This window comes from Pseudomonas sp., from assembly GCF_040514055.1.
Classification (GTDB): domain Bacteria; phylum Pseudomonadota; class Gammaproteobacteria; order Pseudomonadales; family Pseudomonadaceae; genus Aquipseudomonas.
This window is the reverse complement of the sequence record NZ_JBEVDL010000001.1, coordinates 41957-61297: the sequence shown is the minus strand read 5'-3', so window position 1 is coordinate 61297 and position 19341 is coordinate 41957. Positions and strand designations below refer to the sequence as shown.

Sequence of the window (19341 nt, the reverse complement as noted above, 5' to 3'; positions counted from 1 at the left end):
CCAATGAGCCAGCCGACGCCCTGTTATCACTGTGGCCTGCCGGTACCCGGCGGACGGCGCTTCGAAACGGCGATCCTGGGACAGACGCGGGCCCTCTGCTGTCCGGGCTGCTTGGCGGTGGCCGAGGCCATAGTCGCCGGCGGACTCGATAGCTATTACCGCCACCGCAGCGAAACCGCCAGCAACCCGGAGGCGCTGCCCGCGGCGCTGGCTGACGAGCTGGCCCTGTACGACCGCGCGGACGTCCAGCAGCCCTTTATCGAGCACCAGGGCGAACTGGCCAGCATTCGCCTGATGGTCGATGGCATCAGTTGCGCGGCCTGCGGCTGGCTGATCGAACACCACTTGCGGGCCCTGCCCGCGGTCGACCAGGCCAACCTCAACCTGTCCAACCAGCGCCTGCACGTCAGCTGGGATGCCAGCCGCCTGCCCCTCAGCGAGCTGCTCGCCAGCCTGCGGCGGATCGGTTACGCCGCCCACCCCTACCAACCCGACCAGGCCGCCGAGCGCAGGGTCCTGGAGAACCGCCGCGCCTTGCGCCAGCTCGGCGTCGCCGGGTTGCTGTGGATGCAGGTGATGATGGCGAGCATGGCCACCTGGCCGGAATTCAACCTGGACCTGAGCGCGGAGCTGGACCTGATCCTGCGCTGGGTCGGCTTGTTCCTGACCACGCCGATCGTCTTCTATTGCTGTGGCGATTTCTTCAAGGGCGCGCTGCGCGACCTGCGCACCCGCCACCTGACCATGGACGTCTCGGTCTCGCTGGCCATCGGTGGGGCCTACGGCGCCGGCATCTGGTCGACCCTGCTCGGTCGCGGCGAACTCTACTTCGACGCGGTGGGCATGTTCGCCCTGTTCCTGTTGGCCGGTCGTTACCTGGAGCGGCGTGCCCGGGAACGCACCGCGGCGGCCACCGCCAATCTGGTGCAATTGCTGCCACCCTCCTGCCTGCGACTCGACGCGCAAGGCCACAGCCAGCGCATTCTGCTCAGCGAGCTGCGCGTCGGCGATACCCTGCTGGTGCCGCCCGGAGCACTGCTGCCGGCCGACGGCTGCATCCTCGAAGGCCACTCCAGCCTCGACGAATCCCTGCTGACCGGCGAGTACCTGCCGCTGCCACGCGGGATCGGCGACCCGGTCACCGCCGGCACCCTGAATGTCGAAGGGCCGTTGACCGTGCAGGTCCAGGCCCTCGGCGAGGACACGCGGCTGTCGGCGATCGTGCGCCTGCTGGAGCGCGCCCAAGGCGAAAAACCGCGCCTGGCCGAACTGGCCGACCGGGTCGCCCAGTGGTTCCTGCTGATCGTGCTGAGCGTCGCCGCCCTCGTCGGGCTGATCTGGTGGCAGTTGGACCCTGAGCGCGCGTTCTGGATAGTGCTGGCCCTGCTGGTCGCGACCTGCCCCTGCGCGCTGTCGCTGGCCACGCCCACGGCGCTCACCGCCGCCACGGGCAGCTTGCACCGCCTGGGCCTGCTGCTGACCCGCGGCCATGTGCTGGACGGCCTCAACCAGATCGACACGGTGATCTTCGACAAGACCGGCACCCTCACCGAGGGCCGCCTGACGCTGCGCGCCATTGAGCCGCTGCGCGAGCTGGACGCCGATGCCTGCCTGGCCCTGGCCGCGGCCCTGGAAAACCGCTCCGAACACCCCATCGCGCGGGCCTTTGGCCGTGCCCCGCGGGCCGCCGGCGAGGTCCGCAGCCATCCCGGATTGGGCCTCGAGGGCCAGGTGGACGGGCGGCGGCTACGCATCGGCCAGCCGGCGTTCGTCGCGGCGCTGGGCAATCACCCCGCCCCCGCCATCCCCGGCATCCAGGGTCAGTGGCTGCTGCTGGGAGACGAACAAGGACCGCTGGCCTGGCTGGTGCTGGATGACCGGCTGCGCGAGGACGCGCCGGCCCTATTGGCCGCCTGCCGCGCCCGTGGCTGGCAGGTGCTGCTGTTGTCCGGCGACAGCTCGCCGATGGTCGCCGAGGTGGCGCGCCAGCTGGGCATCGAGGATGCACGCGCGGGCCTGACCCCGGACGCCAAACTGGCGGTGCTGCGCCAGTTGCAGCACCAGGGGCGGCGCGTGCTGATGCTCGGCGACGGGATCAACGATGTCCCGGTGCTGGCCGCCGCCGAGATCAGCGTGGCCATGGGGTCGGCCACCGACCTGGCCAAGACCAGCGCCGATGCGGTGTTGCTGTCCAATCGCCTGGACAGCCTGGTGCAGGCGTTCGCCATGGCCGGCCGCACCCGGCGTATCATCATCCAGAACCTGGCCTGGGCCAGCCTGTACAATGGCCTGGTGCTGCCGTTCGCCGCGCTCGGCTGGGTCACCCCGCTCTGGGCGGCACTCGGCATGTCGCTCAGCTCGTTGCTGGTGGTGCTCAACGCGCTGCGCCTGACTCGCCCAACGAGACGCAGCCCCGCCCACACGGAGACCCCATGCCCGCGCTCTATATCATGATCCCGATCGCCATCGTCATAGTCGCGCTGGCCATCTGGCTGTTCTTCTGGGCGGTGGACAGCGGCCAGTACGATGACATGGACGGTCCGGCCCACAGCATCCTGTTCGATGACGAGGATCCGCAACACCGCGCGGGCGTGCGCGAGGCCGGCCAGCCGCCCACGGACGACCGGCTCGATGGCTGAGCTCGCCCCGCTGCTGGTGTCGGCGCTGATCCTCGGCCTGCTTGGCGGTGGCCATTGCCTGGGCATGTGCGGCGGGCTGATGGGCGCCCTGACTTTGGCCATTCCGGCGGAGCAGCGGCAGCGGCGCTTTCGCCTGCTGCTGGCCTATAACCTCGGGCGTATTGCCAGCTATGCCACCGCCGGCCTGTTGCTCGGGCTCGCGGGTTGGGCGCTGGCCAACAGCCCGGCGGTGATGCTGCTGCGGGTGATCGCGGCGCTGCTGCTGATCGCCATGGGCCTGTACCTGGCCGGCTGGTGGAGCGGGCTGACCCGCATCGAAGCCCTCGGCCGTGGCCTCTGGCGCTTTATCCAGCCGCTGACCCGGCGCTTTATGCCGGTCGACAGCCTGCCGCGGGCCCTGCTGCTCGGTGCGCTCTGGGGCTGGCTGCCCTGCGGCCTGGTCTACAGCACCCTGCTCTGGGCTGCCAGCCAGGGCAACGCGCTGAACAGCGCCCTGTTGATGCTGGCCTTCGGCTTGGGCACCTGGCCGGTGCTGCTGGCTACCGGCCTGGCCGCCGAGCGCCTGACGGCCCTGCTACGCCGCCGCGGGGTGCGGGTGGCCGGCGGGGTGCTGGTGCTGCTGTTCGGCCTCTGGACCCTGCCGGGACCTCACCAGCACTGGTTGATGGGGCATTGAGGCAGCCAGTAGCTTCAAGCGTTAAGCGGCAAGGGATAGAAGCAGCCGCAAGCTTTAAGCGGAAACACCAAGCGCAAGACGCTCTCCGCGCGCTTTTACTTGCAGCTTGTGGCTTGCCGCTTGCAGCTGCTCCTCTGATCCAGATCAACAGGCGCCAACGCGCCACGCCCTAGACTTCCCGGCACTGAATGCATACCGGGGAACCCCACCATGTTACCGACGCCGCACTGGGACACTGACCTGATCCGCCGTTATGACCAGGCCGGCCCGCGTTACACCTCCTACCCCACCGCGGTGCAGTTTCACGACGGCATCGATCACGCGGCCTTCACCCAGGCCCTGCGCGCCAGCCACAAGGCAAGACGGCCCCTGTCCGTATATGTGCATGTGCCGTTCTGTGCGCATATTTGCTACTACTGCGCTTGCAACAAGGTCATCACCAAGGACCGCGGGCGTGCCCTGCCCTACCTCGAGCGCCTGGAGCACGAGATCGAACTGATCGGCGCCCAACTGGGCAAGGGGCAGGTAGTCGAGCAGTTGCACTTGGGCGGCGGCACCCCGACCTTCCTCAGCCACGGCGAACTGCGGCGGCTGCTGAGCCATTTACACCAGCACTTGCAACTGCTGGACGACGACAGCGGTGACTACGGCATCGAGATCGATCCGCGCGAGGCGGACTGGGCGACCATGGGCCTGTTGCGCGAGCTGGGTTTCAACCGCGTCAGCCTCGGCGTGCAGGACCTGGACCCGGACGTGCAGCGCGCGGTCAACCGCCTGCAGAGCCTGGAGGAGACCCGCGCCATCGTCGATGCGGCCCGTACCCTGCAGTTTCGCTCGATCAATATCGACCTGATCTACGGCCTGCCGAAACAGACCCCCGCGAGTTTCGCCCGCACGGTCGAGGCCATTATCGCGTTGCAGCCGGATCGGCTGTCGGTGTTCAACTACGCCCACCTGCCTGAGCGCTTCAAGCCGCAACGGCGGATCAACGAGCAGGAGCTGCCCAGCGCGGCGGACAAACTGGCCATGCTGCAGCGCAGCATCGAGCAGCTGAGTGCCGCCGGCTACCGCTATATCGGCATGGACCATTTCGCCCTGGCCGATGACGAGCTGGCGGTGGCCCAGGAAGACGGCAGCCTGCGGCGCAACTTCCAGGGCTACACCACCCATGGCCATTGCGACCTGATCGGCCTGGGGGTCTCGGCCATCAGCCAGGTCGGCAACCTCTACAGCCAGAACGAAGTCGAGCTGGACCGCTACCAACGCTGCCTCGACGAGGGACAACTGGCGACCCGGCGCGGCGTCTTGTGCAGCCCGGATGACGCGATCCGGCGCGCGGTGATCCAGCAGCTGATCTGCCAGTTCAGCCTGCAATTCGCCCGCATCGAGGCGGCCTTTGCCATCGACTTCAAAGGCTATTTCGTTGAGCTCTGGCCGGCGTTGCAAGGCATGGCCCGTGACGGGCTGCTCGAGTTGAAGCCCGACGGCATCGAGATCCGCCCCCAGGGTCGGCTGCTGGTGCGTTCGGTGTGCATGCTGTTCGATCGCTACCTGACCGAGCAGACCCGCGAGCGGTTTTCCCGGGTGATCTAAGACCGGAAATCGGCCTGGTTAGACCATCGCCAGGCTGCCGGCTTGCTGCACTTGCTCCGGGCTCAGGTTGGATTCGCGCATCAGCTTGATCAGGGTGGCATTGGCACCAAGCAGGGCGCTGCTGAGCGACGACAGTTCGGTTTGCAGGGCATCGGCGCGCTGCAGGCGCTGCGTTTCGTCCAGCGACTGATCGCGCATCAGTGCCTGCAACTCGGCCTTTTTCTCGGCGATCTGCGCCTTGAGGGCACGGATCAGCTTGAGTGTTTCCTTGATGCTGTCTGGCAGACTGCTGTCGTCGATGTCCTGGTCCTTGGCCGCTGCGCGGTTGCGACCCAGCTCGGACAGGGTGACCCGAAAGTCCCCGATAAAACTGTCCTTGGCGGCCTGTTCGTCCGCTGAAGCACCTGCGCTGGGTCCCGCCTGGCGCTGCACCGCCAGGCTCAGGTTATCCAGCATTGCGCTCGCTGCCACTTTCATCGCCCTGCTCCCTTGGTCTCCATGGGCACCTATCGGCCGGGCCTGCGGGAACTTGAGCCAGACGCCCTGCGCCGTTTGGCCGCTGGCCGGGTTTGGCCACGCTGGGTTATCCTTGGGCCCAATGCACGCCAGGAAGGAACCCCGATGTCCGACTCCCCCAAAGCCCGTACCAGCACGCCCGTACACTGCAAGGACTGCAGTCTGTCGGGGCTCTGCTTGCCGCTGTCGATGGACTTGAAGGACATGGATGCACTGGATGAGATCGTCAAACGCGGGCGCCCGCTGAAAAAAGGCGACTACCTGTTTCGCCAAGGCGATCACTTCACCGCCGTATTCGCGGTGCGCGCCGGCAGCCTGCGCACCTTTAGCGTGTCGGACAGTGGTGACGAGCAGATCACCGGTTTTCACCTGCCCAGCGAACTGGTCGGTTTATCCGGCATGGACAGCGAGACCTACCCGGTCTCGGCCCAGGCGCTGGAAACCACCTCGGTCTGCGAGATCCCCTTCGACAAACTCGACGAACTGACGGTGCAGCTGCCGCAATTGCGTCGCCAGTTGATGCGCGTGATGAGCCGGGAAATTCGCGACGACCAGCAGATGATGCTGCTGCTGTCGAAAAAAACCGCCGACGAGCGCATCGCCACGCTGCTGGTGAACCTGTCGGCGCGCTTCAGTGCCCGCGGCTTCTCCGCCAACCACTTTCGCCTGGCGATGTCGCGCAATGAAATTGGCAACCACTTGGGCCTGGCGGTGGAGACCGTCTCGCGGGTGTTCACCCGCTTTCAGCAAAACGGGCTGATCCTTGCCGAAGGCAAGGATGTGAAAATCCTCGACCCCATCCAGCTCTGCGCCCTCGCCGGCGGCAACCTCAACACCTGAGCCTGCTGCCAATCGCCCTCTACGCGCCGGTCCCTGGCGCGTCGATCGCAGTGGCATCGACCGCTTAACCCGTCGAAAGTTGGCCCCGAGGGGCTCGCCGGTACAGTGCTTTTGTTCAATAGTGACATCAGCCAATGGCACAGTTAACGCTGTCGGCTGTCCCTAGAACAACAAGCGCCGCCCCGGCGGCGGCCGCGAGGTTATCTTATGACCAGCACCACCCTGCCCCTGCCGCGCGCCAGCTTCCCGGTGCGGCGCATGGACTTCGATTTTGCCCAGACACCCAAGTACTGGATGCACGGCGAACCGTTCAGCACGCACTTTATGAATACCCTGTCGTCACTCTTTCCCCATGGCGAGAAATTCTTCGTCGACAGCGTCAGGGCGGTGCGCGGGCGCATCAGCGATCCGCAGTTGCAGAAGGAAATCAGCGCCTTTATCGGCCAGGAGGCCATGCACTCCAAGGAACATGCGACCTACAACGACTATGCGGTCGAACACGGCATCGACCTGCAGACATTGGAAAACCGCCTGGCCCTGATCATCCGCCTGTTCAAGCGGGTGATGACGACCAAGCAGCAACTGGCGGTCACCTGCGCCCACGAGCACTTCACCGCCACCATGGGTGCCCAGTTACTCGCCCGCGAAGACGTGACGGCCACCATCGACGATCCCAAGATGTACCGCATGTGGATGTGGCACGCGGTGGAGGAAAATGAACACAAGGCCGTGGCCTACGACGCCTACCAGCAAATTGGAGGCGGTTACTTCACCCGGATCGCCATGATGCTGGTCAGTACCCTGTTCTTTACCTGCATCGTCACGGCCTTCCAGCTCCGGCTCTTGCGCAAGGACGGCCAGTTGTTCAACTGGCGCTCCTGGAAACACGGCCTGGGCGTACTGTTCGGCTGGCGTCACGGGTTGCTCACACCACTGCTGGGGCGGTACCTGGACTATTACCGACCGGGCTTCCACCCCAACGACCACGACAGCCAGGCGCTTGAGCGGCACTGGAAGCAGCGCCTGGGCATCGACGGGGAGCAGCACGCCTGAGCACCTCGCGCCTGGATTTTCGCCGTTCGGGCCTGTGTTCCCCTGAGGCGCGGTGGATCAAACAGCGTTTTCCACCCTACGCCGCGACGACCCGCCACGGCGAAATGGGTTGGGCCGACCTTGTAGCCTGGGCGAACACGGGCTCTGTTCGGTAAGGACGTAAGGTGGTCTCTGCGCGCTCTCCACCAACAGCCCACCGTCGCCACCAAGCGCCACCGAGCGGCTGTCGGGGGCTAGGGCCTGTGGACACTACCGCACGGCCGCGCCGACCCTGGTTTTGAAAGGCTACCGAGCATGAAACGAGACGTCGTGGGCGTCAGAACGGACAACGGGTAATCCCTTATCGCATCAAAACAGGCCCGGCCTGGCGCGGTCCGGCCCTGCGGGTTGCGCGAATTAAGTGCCCCATGCCGCGTTGCGAAACTGGGCAAGGGAATGGCCATTGCCTGCGTGTCGCGCCTTGCCTGGAACCCTGCTTCGCGGCAACGCGACTCGCGAGGGTTATGTCCACAGGCCCTAGTCGAAAAACTCCTGGAAAAACCCATCCAGCTCGCCATCGTACTGGTCCAGGGCATAGAGGGTATCGGCGGCCAGCAGGTCGAGCAGGATCAGGCCGTTCAGGCTCGAGTCCTCGTCCGCCGCGGCGCGCAGGCGCCCCACCATCGCCAGGTTGACCTGGCGCAGGTTGCGGAACAACTCACGCAAGCCATTCATCGACCAGTCCGCCGGCAGTCCCCGCAGCTGCCGCAGGTGCTGGCCCAGCAGGTAGGTGCCCAGGGAACGGTAGAGCGTCTCGTCGGAACTGCTGAAGGGCCAGTGGAACCAGGCCATGGCTTTGAGCCGACGGGTGTGCGGGCACCCCGAGGTCGCGCCCAGGGCGCCCAACAACGAGCCCACTGCCCGCTGCAGCGAGGTGCTCTGGCGAATTTCGCGACCGCGCCAACGCACGATCACGTCGACCTGTTCGTAAGACGGTGACTGGGACAGCACTTGCACGGGACCCACCAGGGCGACCGCCAGCGGGCAATGGGGCGATTGCTCGACCTGCAATGGGCAATGTGCGCACTGGTGGAACGCCAGGCGCGTCCAGTCAGGCAGGGGCCCCTCGGCCACCGGCGCATCCGCTTCTTTCAGAAAGACCCGATGCTCCCAGGAACGGCCATCGGGAAACTGGAATTCGTAGTGAATGACCTGCTGATCAGCTGCATTTATCGCCATGGTCTACCCTGATAGCGGGGAAATAGTCGCCTTGAACCCACCTCGGGCGACGCACTGCACGCGGAACGCCAACGAACCGGGTGCCCATCCAGCACCTTCGTCTAGGCTCAGTGAACAGCCTGACCCTCCCGTTCCACCCTCTCTCTATCAGTCGGGAGCTTGCAATGGAAAGCAATCCTACTCTTGTGCCGGGCAGCTTAGGTTGTAGCGCCTGTCGTGTCGCAAATCCAGTGCCGGGTTTATCTCCATCGCTCGCACCTCGTGGGCCGCGCCCATGACTGAGTTGAACGGCCGCTTCACCCTGCTGTTGGTCGACGACGAGGAAAACATCCTCAACAGCCTGCGCCGGGTGTTGCGTGGCGAACCTTACGACCTGCTGTTGGCCAACGGCGGCGAGCCGGCCCTGCAACTGATGCGGGAAAAGCAGGTCGACCTGGTGATTTCCGATGCACGCATGCCCGGCATGGACGGTGCGACCCTGCTCAGTGAAATCCAGCAGCGCTGGCCGGACTGCATGCGTATCCTGCTGACCGGTTACGCCGATATCAGCACCACCATCAAGGCCATCAACCAGGGGCAGATCTACCGTTACATCAGCAAACCCTGGAACGACGACGAGCTGCGTCTGGTCATTCGACAAGCCCTGCATTACCAACACGTCGAACGCGAACGCGAACGCCTCGAACGTCTGAACCTGGAGCAGAACCAGCGCCTGCAGGAGCTCAACGCCACCCTCGAGCAACGGGTCAGGGATCGCACCGGCGAACTGCAACAAACCGCCGACATGCTCGACCTCGCCTATGAGGAACTCAAGCGCGGCTATATGACCGCCACCGAGGTCTTTTCCCTGCTGCTCAACCAACGGCTGCCCAAGGACAAACAAACCAACGCACCGATCATCGCCCTGGTCCGCGCCTATGCCGAGCACCACCACCTCGGCGAAGGCCCCAGCCGCGACCTGTGCATGGCCGCCGCGCTCTACAACCTCGGCAAGCTGAGCTGGGACGATCAGTTGCTGAGCCGGCCATCCGACGTGATGTACCGCGAAGAGCGCCAGCGCTACCAACAGTACCCGACCATTGGCGAAAACCTGTTGATGACCCTGGAGCCGCTGCAGGACGCGGCCCACCTGATTCGCCATCACCAGGAACGCTGGGACGGTCGGGGATTTCCCGACCATCTCAAGGAGCAGGCGATTCCGTTCGGCTCGCGGCTGATCAAGCTGGCGGTGGATTTTATCGAGCTGCAGTGCGGGCTGTTCCTGGAGCGTCATCTCAACCGCGACGAGGCCCTGCTGCTGATTCGCAAATACGCCGGCACCCTCTACGACCCGGAGCTGTGCGAACGCTTTATCACCCTGTGTACCGATCTGGCACCCGACCTGGTGCTGGCCGATGCCAGCATCCTTTCCCTGGACACCCGACGCCTGGCCCCCGGCATGGTCCTGGCACGCAACCTTCATGCGGCCAACGGCATGCTGCTACTCAACGAAGGTAAACAGCTGACGCGCCTGCTGATCGACAAATTAATCGCCTTCGAAGCCACCGAAGGTGCGCAGTACACCCTTTTTGTCCATCAACCCGAGCAGGCCGGCGGCGCCCAGCAGGAGAAAACCCGATGATCACCATCCAATTGCTGGACGATGAGGAGCATGTGCTCAAGTCCTTGCACCGCCTGCTCCGGCCCCAGGGCTGGGATGTACACCTGTTCACCGATCCCGACCTGGCTCTGGCCGCGCTGACCGAGCATGACTACGCGGTCATAGTCTCCGACCTGAAGATGCCGCAACTCGACGGCATCACCTACCTGCAGTTCGCCAAGCAGCGCCAACCCCACGCCATGCGCCTGCTGCTCAGTGGGCACGGCGATCGCCAGACCCTGATGCAGGCGATCAACCAGGCGGAGATCTACCGCTTCCTCTCCAAGCCCTGGGAGGATTATGAAATCGTCACCGCGCTGCGCTCAGCCATCGACCTGCACCAGCTGCGCAGCGAGAACCAGCGCCTGCTCAAGCAGGTCCGTCAGCAGCAAGGCGCGCTGGAGCGTCAGCAGCAGGAGCTGATGCGCCTGGAGGCGGAGAACCCGGGCTTGACCCGTGTGCTGCGCGACGCCGACGGATCGGTACTGCTCGACGACCTGGACTGATTGCGCTGATGCGGTTGCGGATCACGCCTGCACCTCTTACCCCGACCCGGCAGGTGGTCATACAAGCCTACCTGCACACGCTGGCCTTTGCCTTGGTGGGCACCGGCGTCATCAGCCTGCTGGGCTTTTGCTACAGCGGACAGGCCACACGTTTCGATACCCAGGTGCTGCCGGCAGGTGCGGTCGCCCTGCAGTTGCTGGGCCTGCTGCTGCTGGGTAGCGCCCGCCAGTGGCGGACCTCGCTCCGCCTGGCCAGCGCGCTGCTGCTGGTCCTGGTTTTTTACAGCCTGTGGCGTAACGGCGCGGCCCTGGCCCTGAACGCAGATCTGTCCCCCGTCAGCGGCCTGACCGGCCTGCGCAACGAGACACTGGTACCGTTGGCGCTGCTGACCCTTGCCCTGTTCGGCGCTCGATGGGGCGTGGCGGGCCGCCTGTTCGCCTGGGCCGTCGGGGTGACGTGCCTGGGCATGGTCGTGCTGGTGCTGCTGGCCCAACGCTGGCCGGGATTGACCCTCGGCATCGAGCCGTTGACCAGTCCGGTGGCCATGCTGTTCAGCGTGTTGCTGGGGCTGGCCAGCCTGCTGCTGACGCGGCTGACGCCGGATGCCTTGCCGGGTCTCGACCGGCGCAGCCTGTTGGGCGGTTGCCTGGGTAGCCTGCTGACCTGCCTGGGTTGGTATGCCCTGACGCAGCAGACGCTGGAGTCGACCCGCCAGCAAAGTGAGCTGCTGCTGGCCAATGTGCACCTGAGCATCGAGCGCAGCCTGCAGGCGCGCCTGTCACTGCTGCAACGCATCGCCGAACGCCGGCAGATCCTCGGCCCGGGCTCATCGGCGCTGGCCTGGACTCAGGAAACCCAGGGCTACCTGCGGGACTTCCCCAACATCGACCTGTTCGCCGTGCTCGATGCCGACCTGCAACCCCAGGCCGTGCGTAGCCGGCACCCGGCAGCCGCCCGCTGGCTGGACGACTTTCTGCGCCAAGCCGGCCAGCGCCGCTGGCTGCAGGAGGTCGCCGACCAGGAGGCACCCCAGATGAGCGGCCCCGCGGTAGCGGGCGATCAGCATGTGCTGCTCGCCACACGACTGAAGACCCCGGACGGGCAACGACTGCTGATCGCCAGCCTGAACCTGCCGGGGATGTTGAAGGCCCAGTTGGGCCCGGATTTCGACGGATTCGTCCTGCGCGTGTTCGCCGACCAGCAAGTCGTGTTCGACTCCAGCGACGGGACTGTGCCCAGCCTGCTGGCAGTCGGCCAACAGCGGCTGCAGCAGCCCGCACAACTGCCAATGCGGCTGGTCAGCTACCTGCCGCCGGGCAGCCGCCTGGGCAGCGCCCATTGGCTGCCGATCCTGGCCATGCTGCTCGGGCTGGGCTTCAGCTGGTTGTTGTTGATCAGCCAGCGCCTGGCGGGGTTGGCGATGGAACGTGCCGGTCACCTGCGCGAAGCCAACCAGGCGCTGGAAGCCAGCGCGCTGCGCCAGGCCAGCCTGCAGGCGCTCAACGAACGCATCATGCAATACTCCCTGGACCTGATTTGCTGCATCGATGAGCAAGGCTGCTTTATCCAGCTGAGCCCCTCGGTGCTGACGGTGCTGGGCTATCTGCCGGACGAACTGCTCGGCCAGAGCCTCTACGAACGGGTCGTGCCCCAGGACCGGTCCCGGACCCAGGCCCATATCGAAGCGACCCTCGCCGGCCACACCCAGCCAGCGATACGTAACCGCTGTCTGCGCAAGGATGGCAGCAGCGTGCACCTGCTCTGGTCCCTGGGCTGGTCGCCGGTCGACCGTACCCTGTTCGCGGTGGCCCACGACATCAGTCCCCTGGTGCGCAATGAAAGTTATGCCCAGGACCAGCGCGACATCCTCAGCCTGATTTCCACGGATCAACCGTTACCGGAGATCTTCCGCCACATCTGCGCCATGGCCGAAGCCCTCGACCCCAGCGCGCGCAGCGTCATCATGCGCATGGACAAGACCCAACGGCAGTTGCGCGTGGGCGCCGCGCCCAGCCTGCCGGAGACGTTTCGCCAGGCGCTCGACGGCCTGCCGATCGGCCCGCAAGCCTGCTCCTGCGGCACCGCGGTATATCGCCGACGGCTGGTGCTGGTCAGCGACATCGCCGCGGACCCGCTCTGGGAGGCGCTGCGCGATCAGGCACTGCAGCATGGCCTGCGGGCCTGCTGGGCAATTCCGTTGATCGCCCACCAAGGCGCCGTGCTGGGCACCTTCGCCCTCTACCACGGACGCCCCCTGGAGCCGGACGACGAACAGCTGCAATTGCTGGGTACCGCGGGGCAGCTAGCGGCCATCGCCATCGAACGGGAACTCGATCGTCATCGACTGCAGGAGAGCGAACAACGTTATCGCTCGCTGTTCACCTTCAACCCCGACCCGGTCTTTTCCCAGGATCGTCAGGGACGCTTCGAAAGCCTCAACCAGGCCGCGTGCGACCTGGCCGGGTACCGTGAAGACGAAGTCATAGGCCAGGGTTTCGAACTGCTGCTGGTGGACGAAGACCTGTCCGCGGTCAAGGCGCACTTCCAGGCGGTGTTGGCCGGCCAGGCACAACGCTATGAGCTGCAGGCGCGCAATCGCCGTGGCGAACGCATCGAGCTGGATGTCAGCCATTTGCCGATCATGGTCGAAGGCCAGATAGTCGGGGTCTTTGGCATCGCCAAGGATGTCAGCGAACGCAACCGGGTCCACCGGGACCTGCGCGACGCGCTGCGCCATTCCCAGCACCGCGCCCACCTGCTGCATGGCCTGAGCGAGAGTGCGGTGAGCCTCAATGGCCGGCTCGACGACCCGACGCTGCTGGAACATATGGTCGAGCAGATGCGCCTGCTGATCGGTGCCCACCAGGCCGTGCTCAGCCTGAGCCCCGCCGATGACAGCGCCACGCCGAACGCAGCGGTGTCGTTTTCCGAAAAGTACGCGAACTGGTCTCAGGCACCCGGCATGCTCGACCTCGGCGGGCTTTACGAACTGATGGACGGCCCGGCCCAGCCGCTGCTGCTGACCGAAGCACAGTTGCTCGAGCATCCGCGCTGGCGCGCGCTGGCCCTCGAGCCGCTGCGCCATCCACCGCTGCGCGGCTGCCTGGCCGTTCCGTTGCAGGCGCCCGCAGGGCCCGCCGTCGGCCTGCTGCAGCTGTCGGACAAGCTGCAGGGTGAGTTCGACGCGGATGACCTGGCCATCGCCCTGCAATTCGCCCAGATGGCCATGGCGGTGCTGGAGAACCATCGCCTGGTACGGGCCGTGGTCAGCGGCGAACAGCGGCTGCAGGCCCAGCTCGGCTTCACCTCGGCCATCACCGACAGCATCGCCGAAGGCCTGATCGCCAGCGACCTGCAGGGGCGCCTGAGTTTCGTCAACCCGGCGGCAGCGGCGCTGATCGGGCAGCCCGCCAGCCAGTTGCTGGGGCAGCCGCTGGACCAGGTATTACCGCTGCCGTTCGACACCTGGACCGTTCACGAGACGCCGCTACGTCAGGGCGAGTTCTCGCTGCCGCGCGATGGCCAGCCCGCGTTCCTGGCCTACTCCGGCGCCCCCCTGCAGGCGAACGACGGAGCCGGCGGCTGGGTCCTGGCGTTTCGCGATATCAACCTGCAGCGCCTGGCCACTCAGGCCATGCGCGAGCGGGATCAATTTTTCACTCTGTCGCTGGAAATGTTCTGCATGGTCGACCTGCGCGGACGTTTTATCCAGGTCAACCCGGCCTTTATCAGCGTGCTCGGCTACCCGCCGGATTGCCTGATCGGCCAGCCTTACATGGAGTTGATCCAGGCCGAGGATCGCCCCTTGTTCAGAAGCGCGCTGCAGCATATGCAGAACGCCGGGATGATCGAGGCCCTGGAAAGCCGCGCCATCGACCTCCAGGGTCAGCAGCGCTGGCTGCAGCTAAGTGCCGCCTTGGGCGAGGACCAGGTGATCTACTGCGTGGCCCGCGACATCAGCGCCGCCAAACAGGCGGCGCACGTGCTGCAGGACACCCTGCTGGAACTGGGACGCAGCAACCGCGAGCTGCAGGAATTCGCCTTTGTCGCCTCCCATGACCTGCAAGAACCCCTGCGCAAGATCCAGGCCTTTGCCGAGCGCCTGCAAAGCACCGCCCAGGGGCTCGACGAGCAACAACGCGACTACCTGCAGCGCATGAGTTCAGCCGCTGGACGCATGCAGTCGCTGATACGCGACCTGCTGCAGTACTCGCGGCTCAGCAGCCGCGCCCAGCCGTTCGTACCGGTCGAGCTCCAACAGGTGTTGAACGAGGTCCTGCAGGACCTGGAAACCAGCCTGGAAAGCAGCCAGGCGCGACTGGATTGCGGCCCGCTACCCGCCGTGCTGGGCGACCCGACCCAGCTGCGCCAATTGCTGCAGAACCTGCTGAGCAATGCGCTGAAGTTTCATGCGCCGGGTGTGGCGCCGCGGGTTCGCATCTATGCTCAAGCGGACGGGCCCGAGCACTGGCTGTTGTGCGTCGAGGACCAGGGCATCGGCTTCGAGGAAAAATACCTCGACCGGATTTTCAACCCGTTTCAACGCCTGCACGGCCGCGACGCCTACCCCGGCACGGGTATCGGCCTGGCGATCGTGAAGAAAATCGTCGAACGGCACGCCGCGAGCATTACCGCCAGCAGTGTTCCGGGACAGGGTACGGTCTTCCGTATTCGCTTCAGAGCCCTTGAGCAAGGACCGCCGCATGCATGAACAATCCACCCTCCCGGTGTTGGTCGCCGACGATGACCTGGACGATTGCCTGTTGATCCAGGAAGCGTTTCGCGAAACCCGCGCCAGCACCCCATTGCATTTTGTCCACAACGGCGTCGAACTGCTGGATTACCTGAAGCGCCGCGCACCCTATACCGACAGCCGGCGCTACCCGCGCCCGGGCTTGATCCTGCTGGACCTGAACATGCCGCTGATGGACGGTCGCGAAGCGCTCACGGCCATCAAAAGCGACCCCGAGCTGCGCATGATGCCGGTGGTCGTCCTGACCACATCCGCGGCCCAGGAGGACATTCGTCGCTGCTATGCCAGCGGCGTCAACGCCTTCGTCAGCAAACCCACGAGTTTCAGCGAACTGGTGGATCAAATGCAGACCCTCGGCCACCACTGGCTGGACCTGGTAGCCCTTCCGGACGACGCCCCGAGCCCATGAACGACGCTGACCCGCCCCTGCGCCTGTTGCTGATCGAAGACGACGAAGACGACTTCCTGATTACCCGTGACCTGCTGAGCCAGGCGCCGTCGCTGCGCTACCAACTGGACTGGGTGAATAACTATGCCGAAGGCCTGCAGGCCATCCAGCGCCAGCAACATGACCTGGTGTTGATCGATTATCGGCTGGGCCCCGAATCCGGCCTGGAGTTGATCGCCCAGGCGCAACAAGCCGGGGTACGCACGCCGATTATCCTGCTGACCGGCCAAGGCGACGACGAGCTGGACGCCCAGGCCGTGGAAAAAGGCGCGGCCGACTACCTGGTCAAGGGCCAGATCGACAGCCGCATGCTGGCACGCAGCATTCGCTACGCCTTTAACCGGGCCAAGGTGGTCGAGGACCTGGCCGACAGCGAAACCCGCTACCGCTTGCTGTTCGAAGCCAACCCGGAGCCCATGTATGTGTTTCACCGCGACAGCCTGGTCTTTCTGGCGATCAACCAGGCGGCGCTCAGGCTCTACGGTTACAGCCAGGCCGAATTCCTCAGCATGACCCTGCTCGACATCCGCGCCGCGGACGAACAGCAACGCTTGCTCGACTTCTATCCCCAGGTCGCGGCGGGACGCAGCGACATGGGCGTCTGGACCCACAGGCGCAAAGACGGCAGCAGCGTGCAAGTCGAGATCCTGATGCATGACTTCGACTTCGACGGCCTGCCGGCGCGCCTGGTGCTGGCGGTGGACGTCACCGAGAAACTGCGGGCCGGCGAGCTGGCGCGGCGCAAGGAAAAGGTGTTCCGCAAGCTGCTGACCGACAACCGCGATGCCATCCTGGTTATCGACGCCCTTGGGCAGGTGCGCTACGCCAATCCGGCGTCCAAACAGTTGTTGCATCAACCGCTGGAAACCCTGTTGGAACAGCGTTTCGACCTGCCGGAGGACCAGGGCAACCTCTACGAGTGGCGCTTGACGCTGGACGACGGCAGCGGCCTGGACGTCGAGATCCAGTGTTCGCAGACCGAATGGGAAGGCACCAGCATGCGCCTGCTGTCGCTGCGCGACATCGGCCAGCGCAAGGAATCCGATAAACGCCTGCGCCTGCTGCAACGCAGCCTGGAGGCGATCCACAACGGGGTGATCATCACCGACGCACTGGCGCCGGATCACCCCATCACCTACGTCAATCCCGCCTTCGAGCGCATTACCGGCTACCCGGCCGCCGAGGTGCTGGGGCGCAATTGCCGCTTTTTGCAAGGTGATGAGCGGGGTCAGAACGCGGTGCTGCAGATCCGCCAGAGCCTGCACGATCAACGCGAAGTGTATGCCGTGCTGCGCAATTTTCGCCGGGACGGCTCGATGTTCTGGAACGCCCTGTACATCTCGCCAGTGCCCAACGAACAGGGCGAGATTACCCATTTCATCGGCGTGCAGAACGACATCTCCGAACAACGCCGCTTCGAATCCGAACTGGCCTACAACGCCAGCCATGATGTGCTGACGGGCCTGCCCAATCGATCGCTGCTGGAAGACCGTCTGAACCAGGGCTGCCAGATATCCCGGCGCTACGAGCGCAGCCTGGCGGTGATGTTTATCGACCTGGACGGTTTCAAGCCGATCAACGACACCATGGGGCATACCGTCGGCGACCAGATCCTGATCGAGGTGGCCCTGCGCATGAACCAGCAGGTACGCCCAGGCGACACGGTCGCGCGCCTGAGCGGCGATGAGTTCGTCGTACTGCTGCCGGACCTGGCCCGCGAGGAAGATGCGGTACTGGTGGCCGACCGCCTGATCGAAAGCCTGGCCCGCCCCTACCGGGTCCAGGGCGTGGAATTGCATATCACCGCCAGCATGGGCATCACCCTCACCGACGGTGCTGTCGAGGAGCCGATGCAGCTGATCCAGCAAGCGGACCTGGCGATGTATAAGGCCAAGCAACAGGGCCGCAACAACTACCAGTGGTACACCACGGACCTCAACCAGAAGGTCAGCGAACGGGTCAATCTGCGCAACGAGTTGCAGAAAGCGATCGAGGCCGCCGCGTTTGAGCTCTACTACCAACCGCAGATCGACGCCCGCAGTGGACGGGTCATCGGCATGGAGGCGCTGTTGCGCTGGAACCATGCCGATCAGGGTTTCATCTCTCCGGCGCACTTCGTTCCGATCGCCGAGAACACCGGACAGATCATCCCCCTGAGCCTGTGGGTACTGGAGACGGCCTGCCGGCAAGGCAAGGCCCTGAACGACCTGGGCCGCGGTGATCTGGTGGTCTCGGTGAACATTTCACCGGTGCACTTCCAGCGCGCCAGTTTTATCGAGAACGTGCTGACGGCCCTGAAAAACAGCGAATTGCCGGCCAACCTGCTGGAGCTGGAAATCACCGAAACCGTGCTGCTGGACAATGCCGAACGCGCGATCCATACCCTGCACAGCCTCAAGAGCTTGGGGATCCGGGTGTCCATCGATGATTTCGGCACCGGTTTTTCCAGCCTCAACTACCTCAAGCGCCTGCCAATCAACAAAGTCAAGATCGACCGCTCCTTTGTCCAGGAGGTCATCAGCGATCACCACGACGCGGCCATTACCCTCGGTATCATTTCCATGGCCCATCACCTGAAACTGCGGGTGATCGCCGAAGGCGTGGAAACCGAGGCGCAGGTGGCCTTTCTGAAAAAGAACCAGTGTGACGAATTCCAGGGTTATTTCTTTGCCAAACCCATGCCGTTCGCGCTGCTGCAGGTGTTCCTGCACGAACGCGCCGACCTGGCTAACGTGCCGCTGGACAACCCCAGGGCGGACGAGCAGCGGCAGACCCTGCTGCTGCTGGACGACGAGGAAAACATCCTGCGTGCGCTGACCCGCCTGCTGCGTCGCGACGGTTACCGCATCCTCAGCACCAACAATGCACGGGAGGCCTTTAGCCTGCTGGCGAAGAACGACGTGCAGGTGATTCTCTCCGACCAGCGCATGCCGGAAATGAACGGCACCGAGTTTCTCAGCCAGGTCAAGGAGCTCTATCCCGACACCATTCGCATCGTACTGTCCGGCTACACCGACCTGAAGTCGGTGACCGACGCCATCAACCAGGGTGCCATCTACAAATTCCTGACCAAACCCTGGGACGACGAGCAACTGCGCCTGAACATCGCCCAGGCCTTCCAGCACCATGCCCTGGCCAAGCACGAGAACACGGCTTCCGGGGCCCCTGGCAGCCAGACCACACCGGAGTAATGACCCACCGCGGTCGTCGTCGACGCCCGGTGTATGGCCGCCTTCGGCGCCGGCCGATTTCGACACAGGCAGAACAGCTATGGAGCGGTGCCTGTACCGGCATCTGTACGAACCACTGGATTCCCGCCTGCGCGGGAATCCAGCTCGCGCGACCTGGCCGCTCCTGCCTCGTGATCGTCGGTGAACGGCTCAGCAGAAAAGCCTTGCCAGTACGGCCCATCAATATATACTTGCTTGGTCAAGTACATATCACGTACAGGAGCGATAT

General features: G+C 64.9%; 13 protein-coding genes. 11 read left to right on the top strand and 2 right to left on the bottom strand.

Annotated elements, in window-relative coordinates; genetic code table 11:
* The first annotated feature begins 3 nt into the window (after positions 1-3).
* From ABWY06_RS00230 to hemN, 4 genes are all read left to right on the top strand, one after another.
* Positions 4-2454: a heavy metal translocating P-type ATPase gene (locus ABWY06_RS00230; RefSeq protein ID WP_353923541.1), complete on the top strand. Its 2451-nt coding sequence runs from the start codon at positions 4-6 to the stop codon at positions 2452-2454.
* A complete protein-coding gene (ccoS, locus tag ABWY06_RS00225; protein ID WP_353923540.1) occupies positions 2433-2639 on the top strand; it encodes a cbb3-type cytochrome oxidase assembly protein CcoS in 207 nt (68 codons plus the stop codon). The genes ABWY06_RS00230 and ccoS overlap by 22 nt, the downstream gene beginning before the upstream one ends.
* Positions 2632-3315: a sulfite exporter TauE/SafE family protein gene (locus tag ABWY06_RS00220; protein WP_353923539.1), complete on the top strand. Its 684-nt coding sequence runs from the start codon at positions 2632-2634 to the stop codon at positions 3313-3315. Before ccoS ends, ABWY06_RS00220 begins: the two co-directional genes overlap by 8 nt.
* Positions 3316-3525: 210 nt before the next feature.
* Positions 3526-4908: an oxygen-independent coproporphyrinogen III oxidase gene (gene hemN, locus ABWY06_RS00215; protein ID WP_353923538.1), complete on the top strand. Its 1383-nt coding sequence runs from the start codon at positions 3526-3528 to the stop codon at positions 4906-4908.
* Between the two features lie 18 nt (positions 4909-4926).
* Here hemN and ABWY06_RS00210 read toward each other — a convergent pair whose 3' ends face one another.
* The gene (locus tag ABWY06_RS00210) at positions 4927-5385 is read right to left on the bottom strand and encodes a hypothetical protein (protein ID WP_353923537.1); all 459 of its coding nucleotides are present in this window, start codon (positions 5383-5385) and stop codon (positions 4927-4929) included.
* A gap of 144 nt (positions 5386-5529) precedes the next feature.
* Between ABWY06_RS00210 and fnr the strand changes: the two genes are divergently transcribed.
* Positions 5530-6264, top strand: a complete 735-nt coding sequence (gene fnr, locus ABWY06_RS00205) for a fumarate/nitrate reduction transcriptional regulator Fnr (protein ID WP_353923536.1) — start codon at positions 5530-5532, stop codon at positions 6262-6264.
* Between the two features lie 207 nt (positions 6265-6471).
* Positions 6472-7317 carry a metal-dependent hydrolase gene (locus ABWY06_RS00200; RefSeq protein WP_353923535.1) on the top strand — a complete coding sequence of 282 codons (846 nt, stop codon included), beginning with the start codon at positions 6472-6474 and terminating at the stop codon, positions 7315-7317.
* Between the two features lie 516 nt (positions 7318-7833).
* Here ABWY06_RS00200 and ABWY06_RS00195 read toward each other — a convergent pair.
* Entirely contained in the window at positions 7834-8535 is a 702-nt protein-coding gene (locus tag ABWY06_RS00195; protein ID WP_353923534.1) for a DUF6901 family protein, read from the bottom strand.
* A 274-nt stretch (positions 8536-8809) separates the two neighbouring features.
* Between ABWY06_RS00195 and nosR the strand changes: the two genes are divergently transcribed.
* Genes nosR through ABWY06_RS00170 form a run of 5 tightly spaced genes read left to right on the top strand, consistent with a single transcriptional unit; the run spans position 8810 to position 19073 of the window.
* Positions 8810-10156 carry a response regulator c-di-GMP phosphodiesterase, NosR family gene (gene nosR / locus ABWY06_RS00190; protein ID WP_353923533.1) on the top strand — a complete coding sequence of 449 codons (1347 nt, stop codon included), beginning with the start codon at positions 8810-8812 and terminating at the stop codon, positions 10154-10156.
* Positions 10153-10680 (top strand): response regulator, encoded by a 528-nt coding sequence (locus ABWY06_RS00185; protein ID WP_353923532.1) that lies wholly within the window; start codon positions 10153-10155, stop codon positions 10678-10680. The genes nosR and ABWY06_RS00185 overlap by 4 nt, the downstream gene beginning before the upstream one ends.
* 8 nt (positions 10681-10688) lie before the next feature.
* Positions 10689-15392, top strand: a complete 4704-nt coding sequence (locus ABWY06_RS00180) for a PAS domain S-box protein (RefSeq protein ID WP_353923531.1) — start codon at positions 10689-10691, stop codon at positions 15390-15392.
* Positions 15385-15843: a response regulator gene (locus ABWY06_RS00175; RefSeq protein WP_353923530.1), complete on the top strand. Its 459-nt coding sequence runs from the start codon at positions 15385-15387 to the stop codon at positions 15841-15843. The genes ABWY06_RS00180 and ABWY06_RS00175 overlap by 8 nt, the downstream gene beginning before the upstream one ends.
* On the top strand, positions 15840-19073 hold the full coding sequence (locus ABWY06_RS00170; RefSeq protein WP_353923529.1) for an EAL domain-containing protein: 3234 nt from the start codon (positions 15840-15842) through the stop codon (positions 19071-19073). The genes ABWY06_RS00175 and ABWY06_RS00170 overlap by 4 nt, the downstream gene beginning before the upstream one ends.
* Positions 19074-19341: the final 268 nt, after the last annotated feature.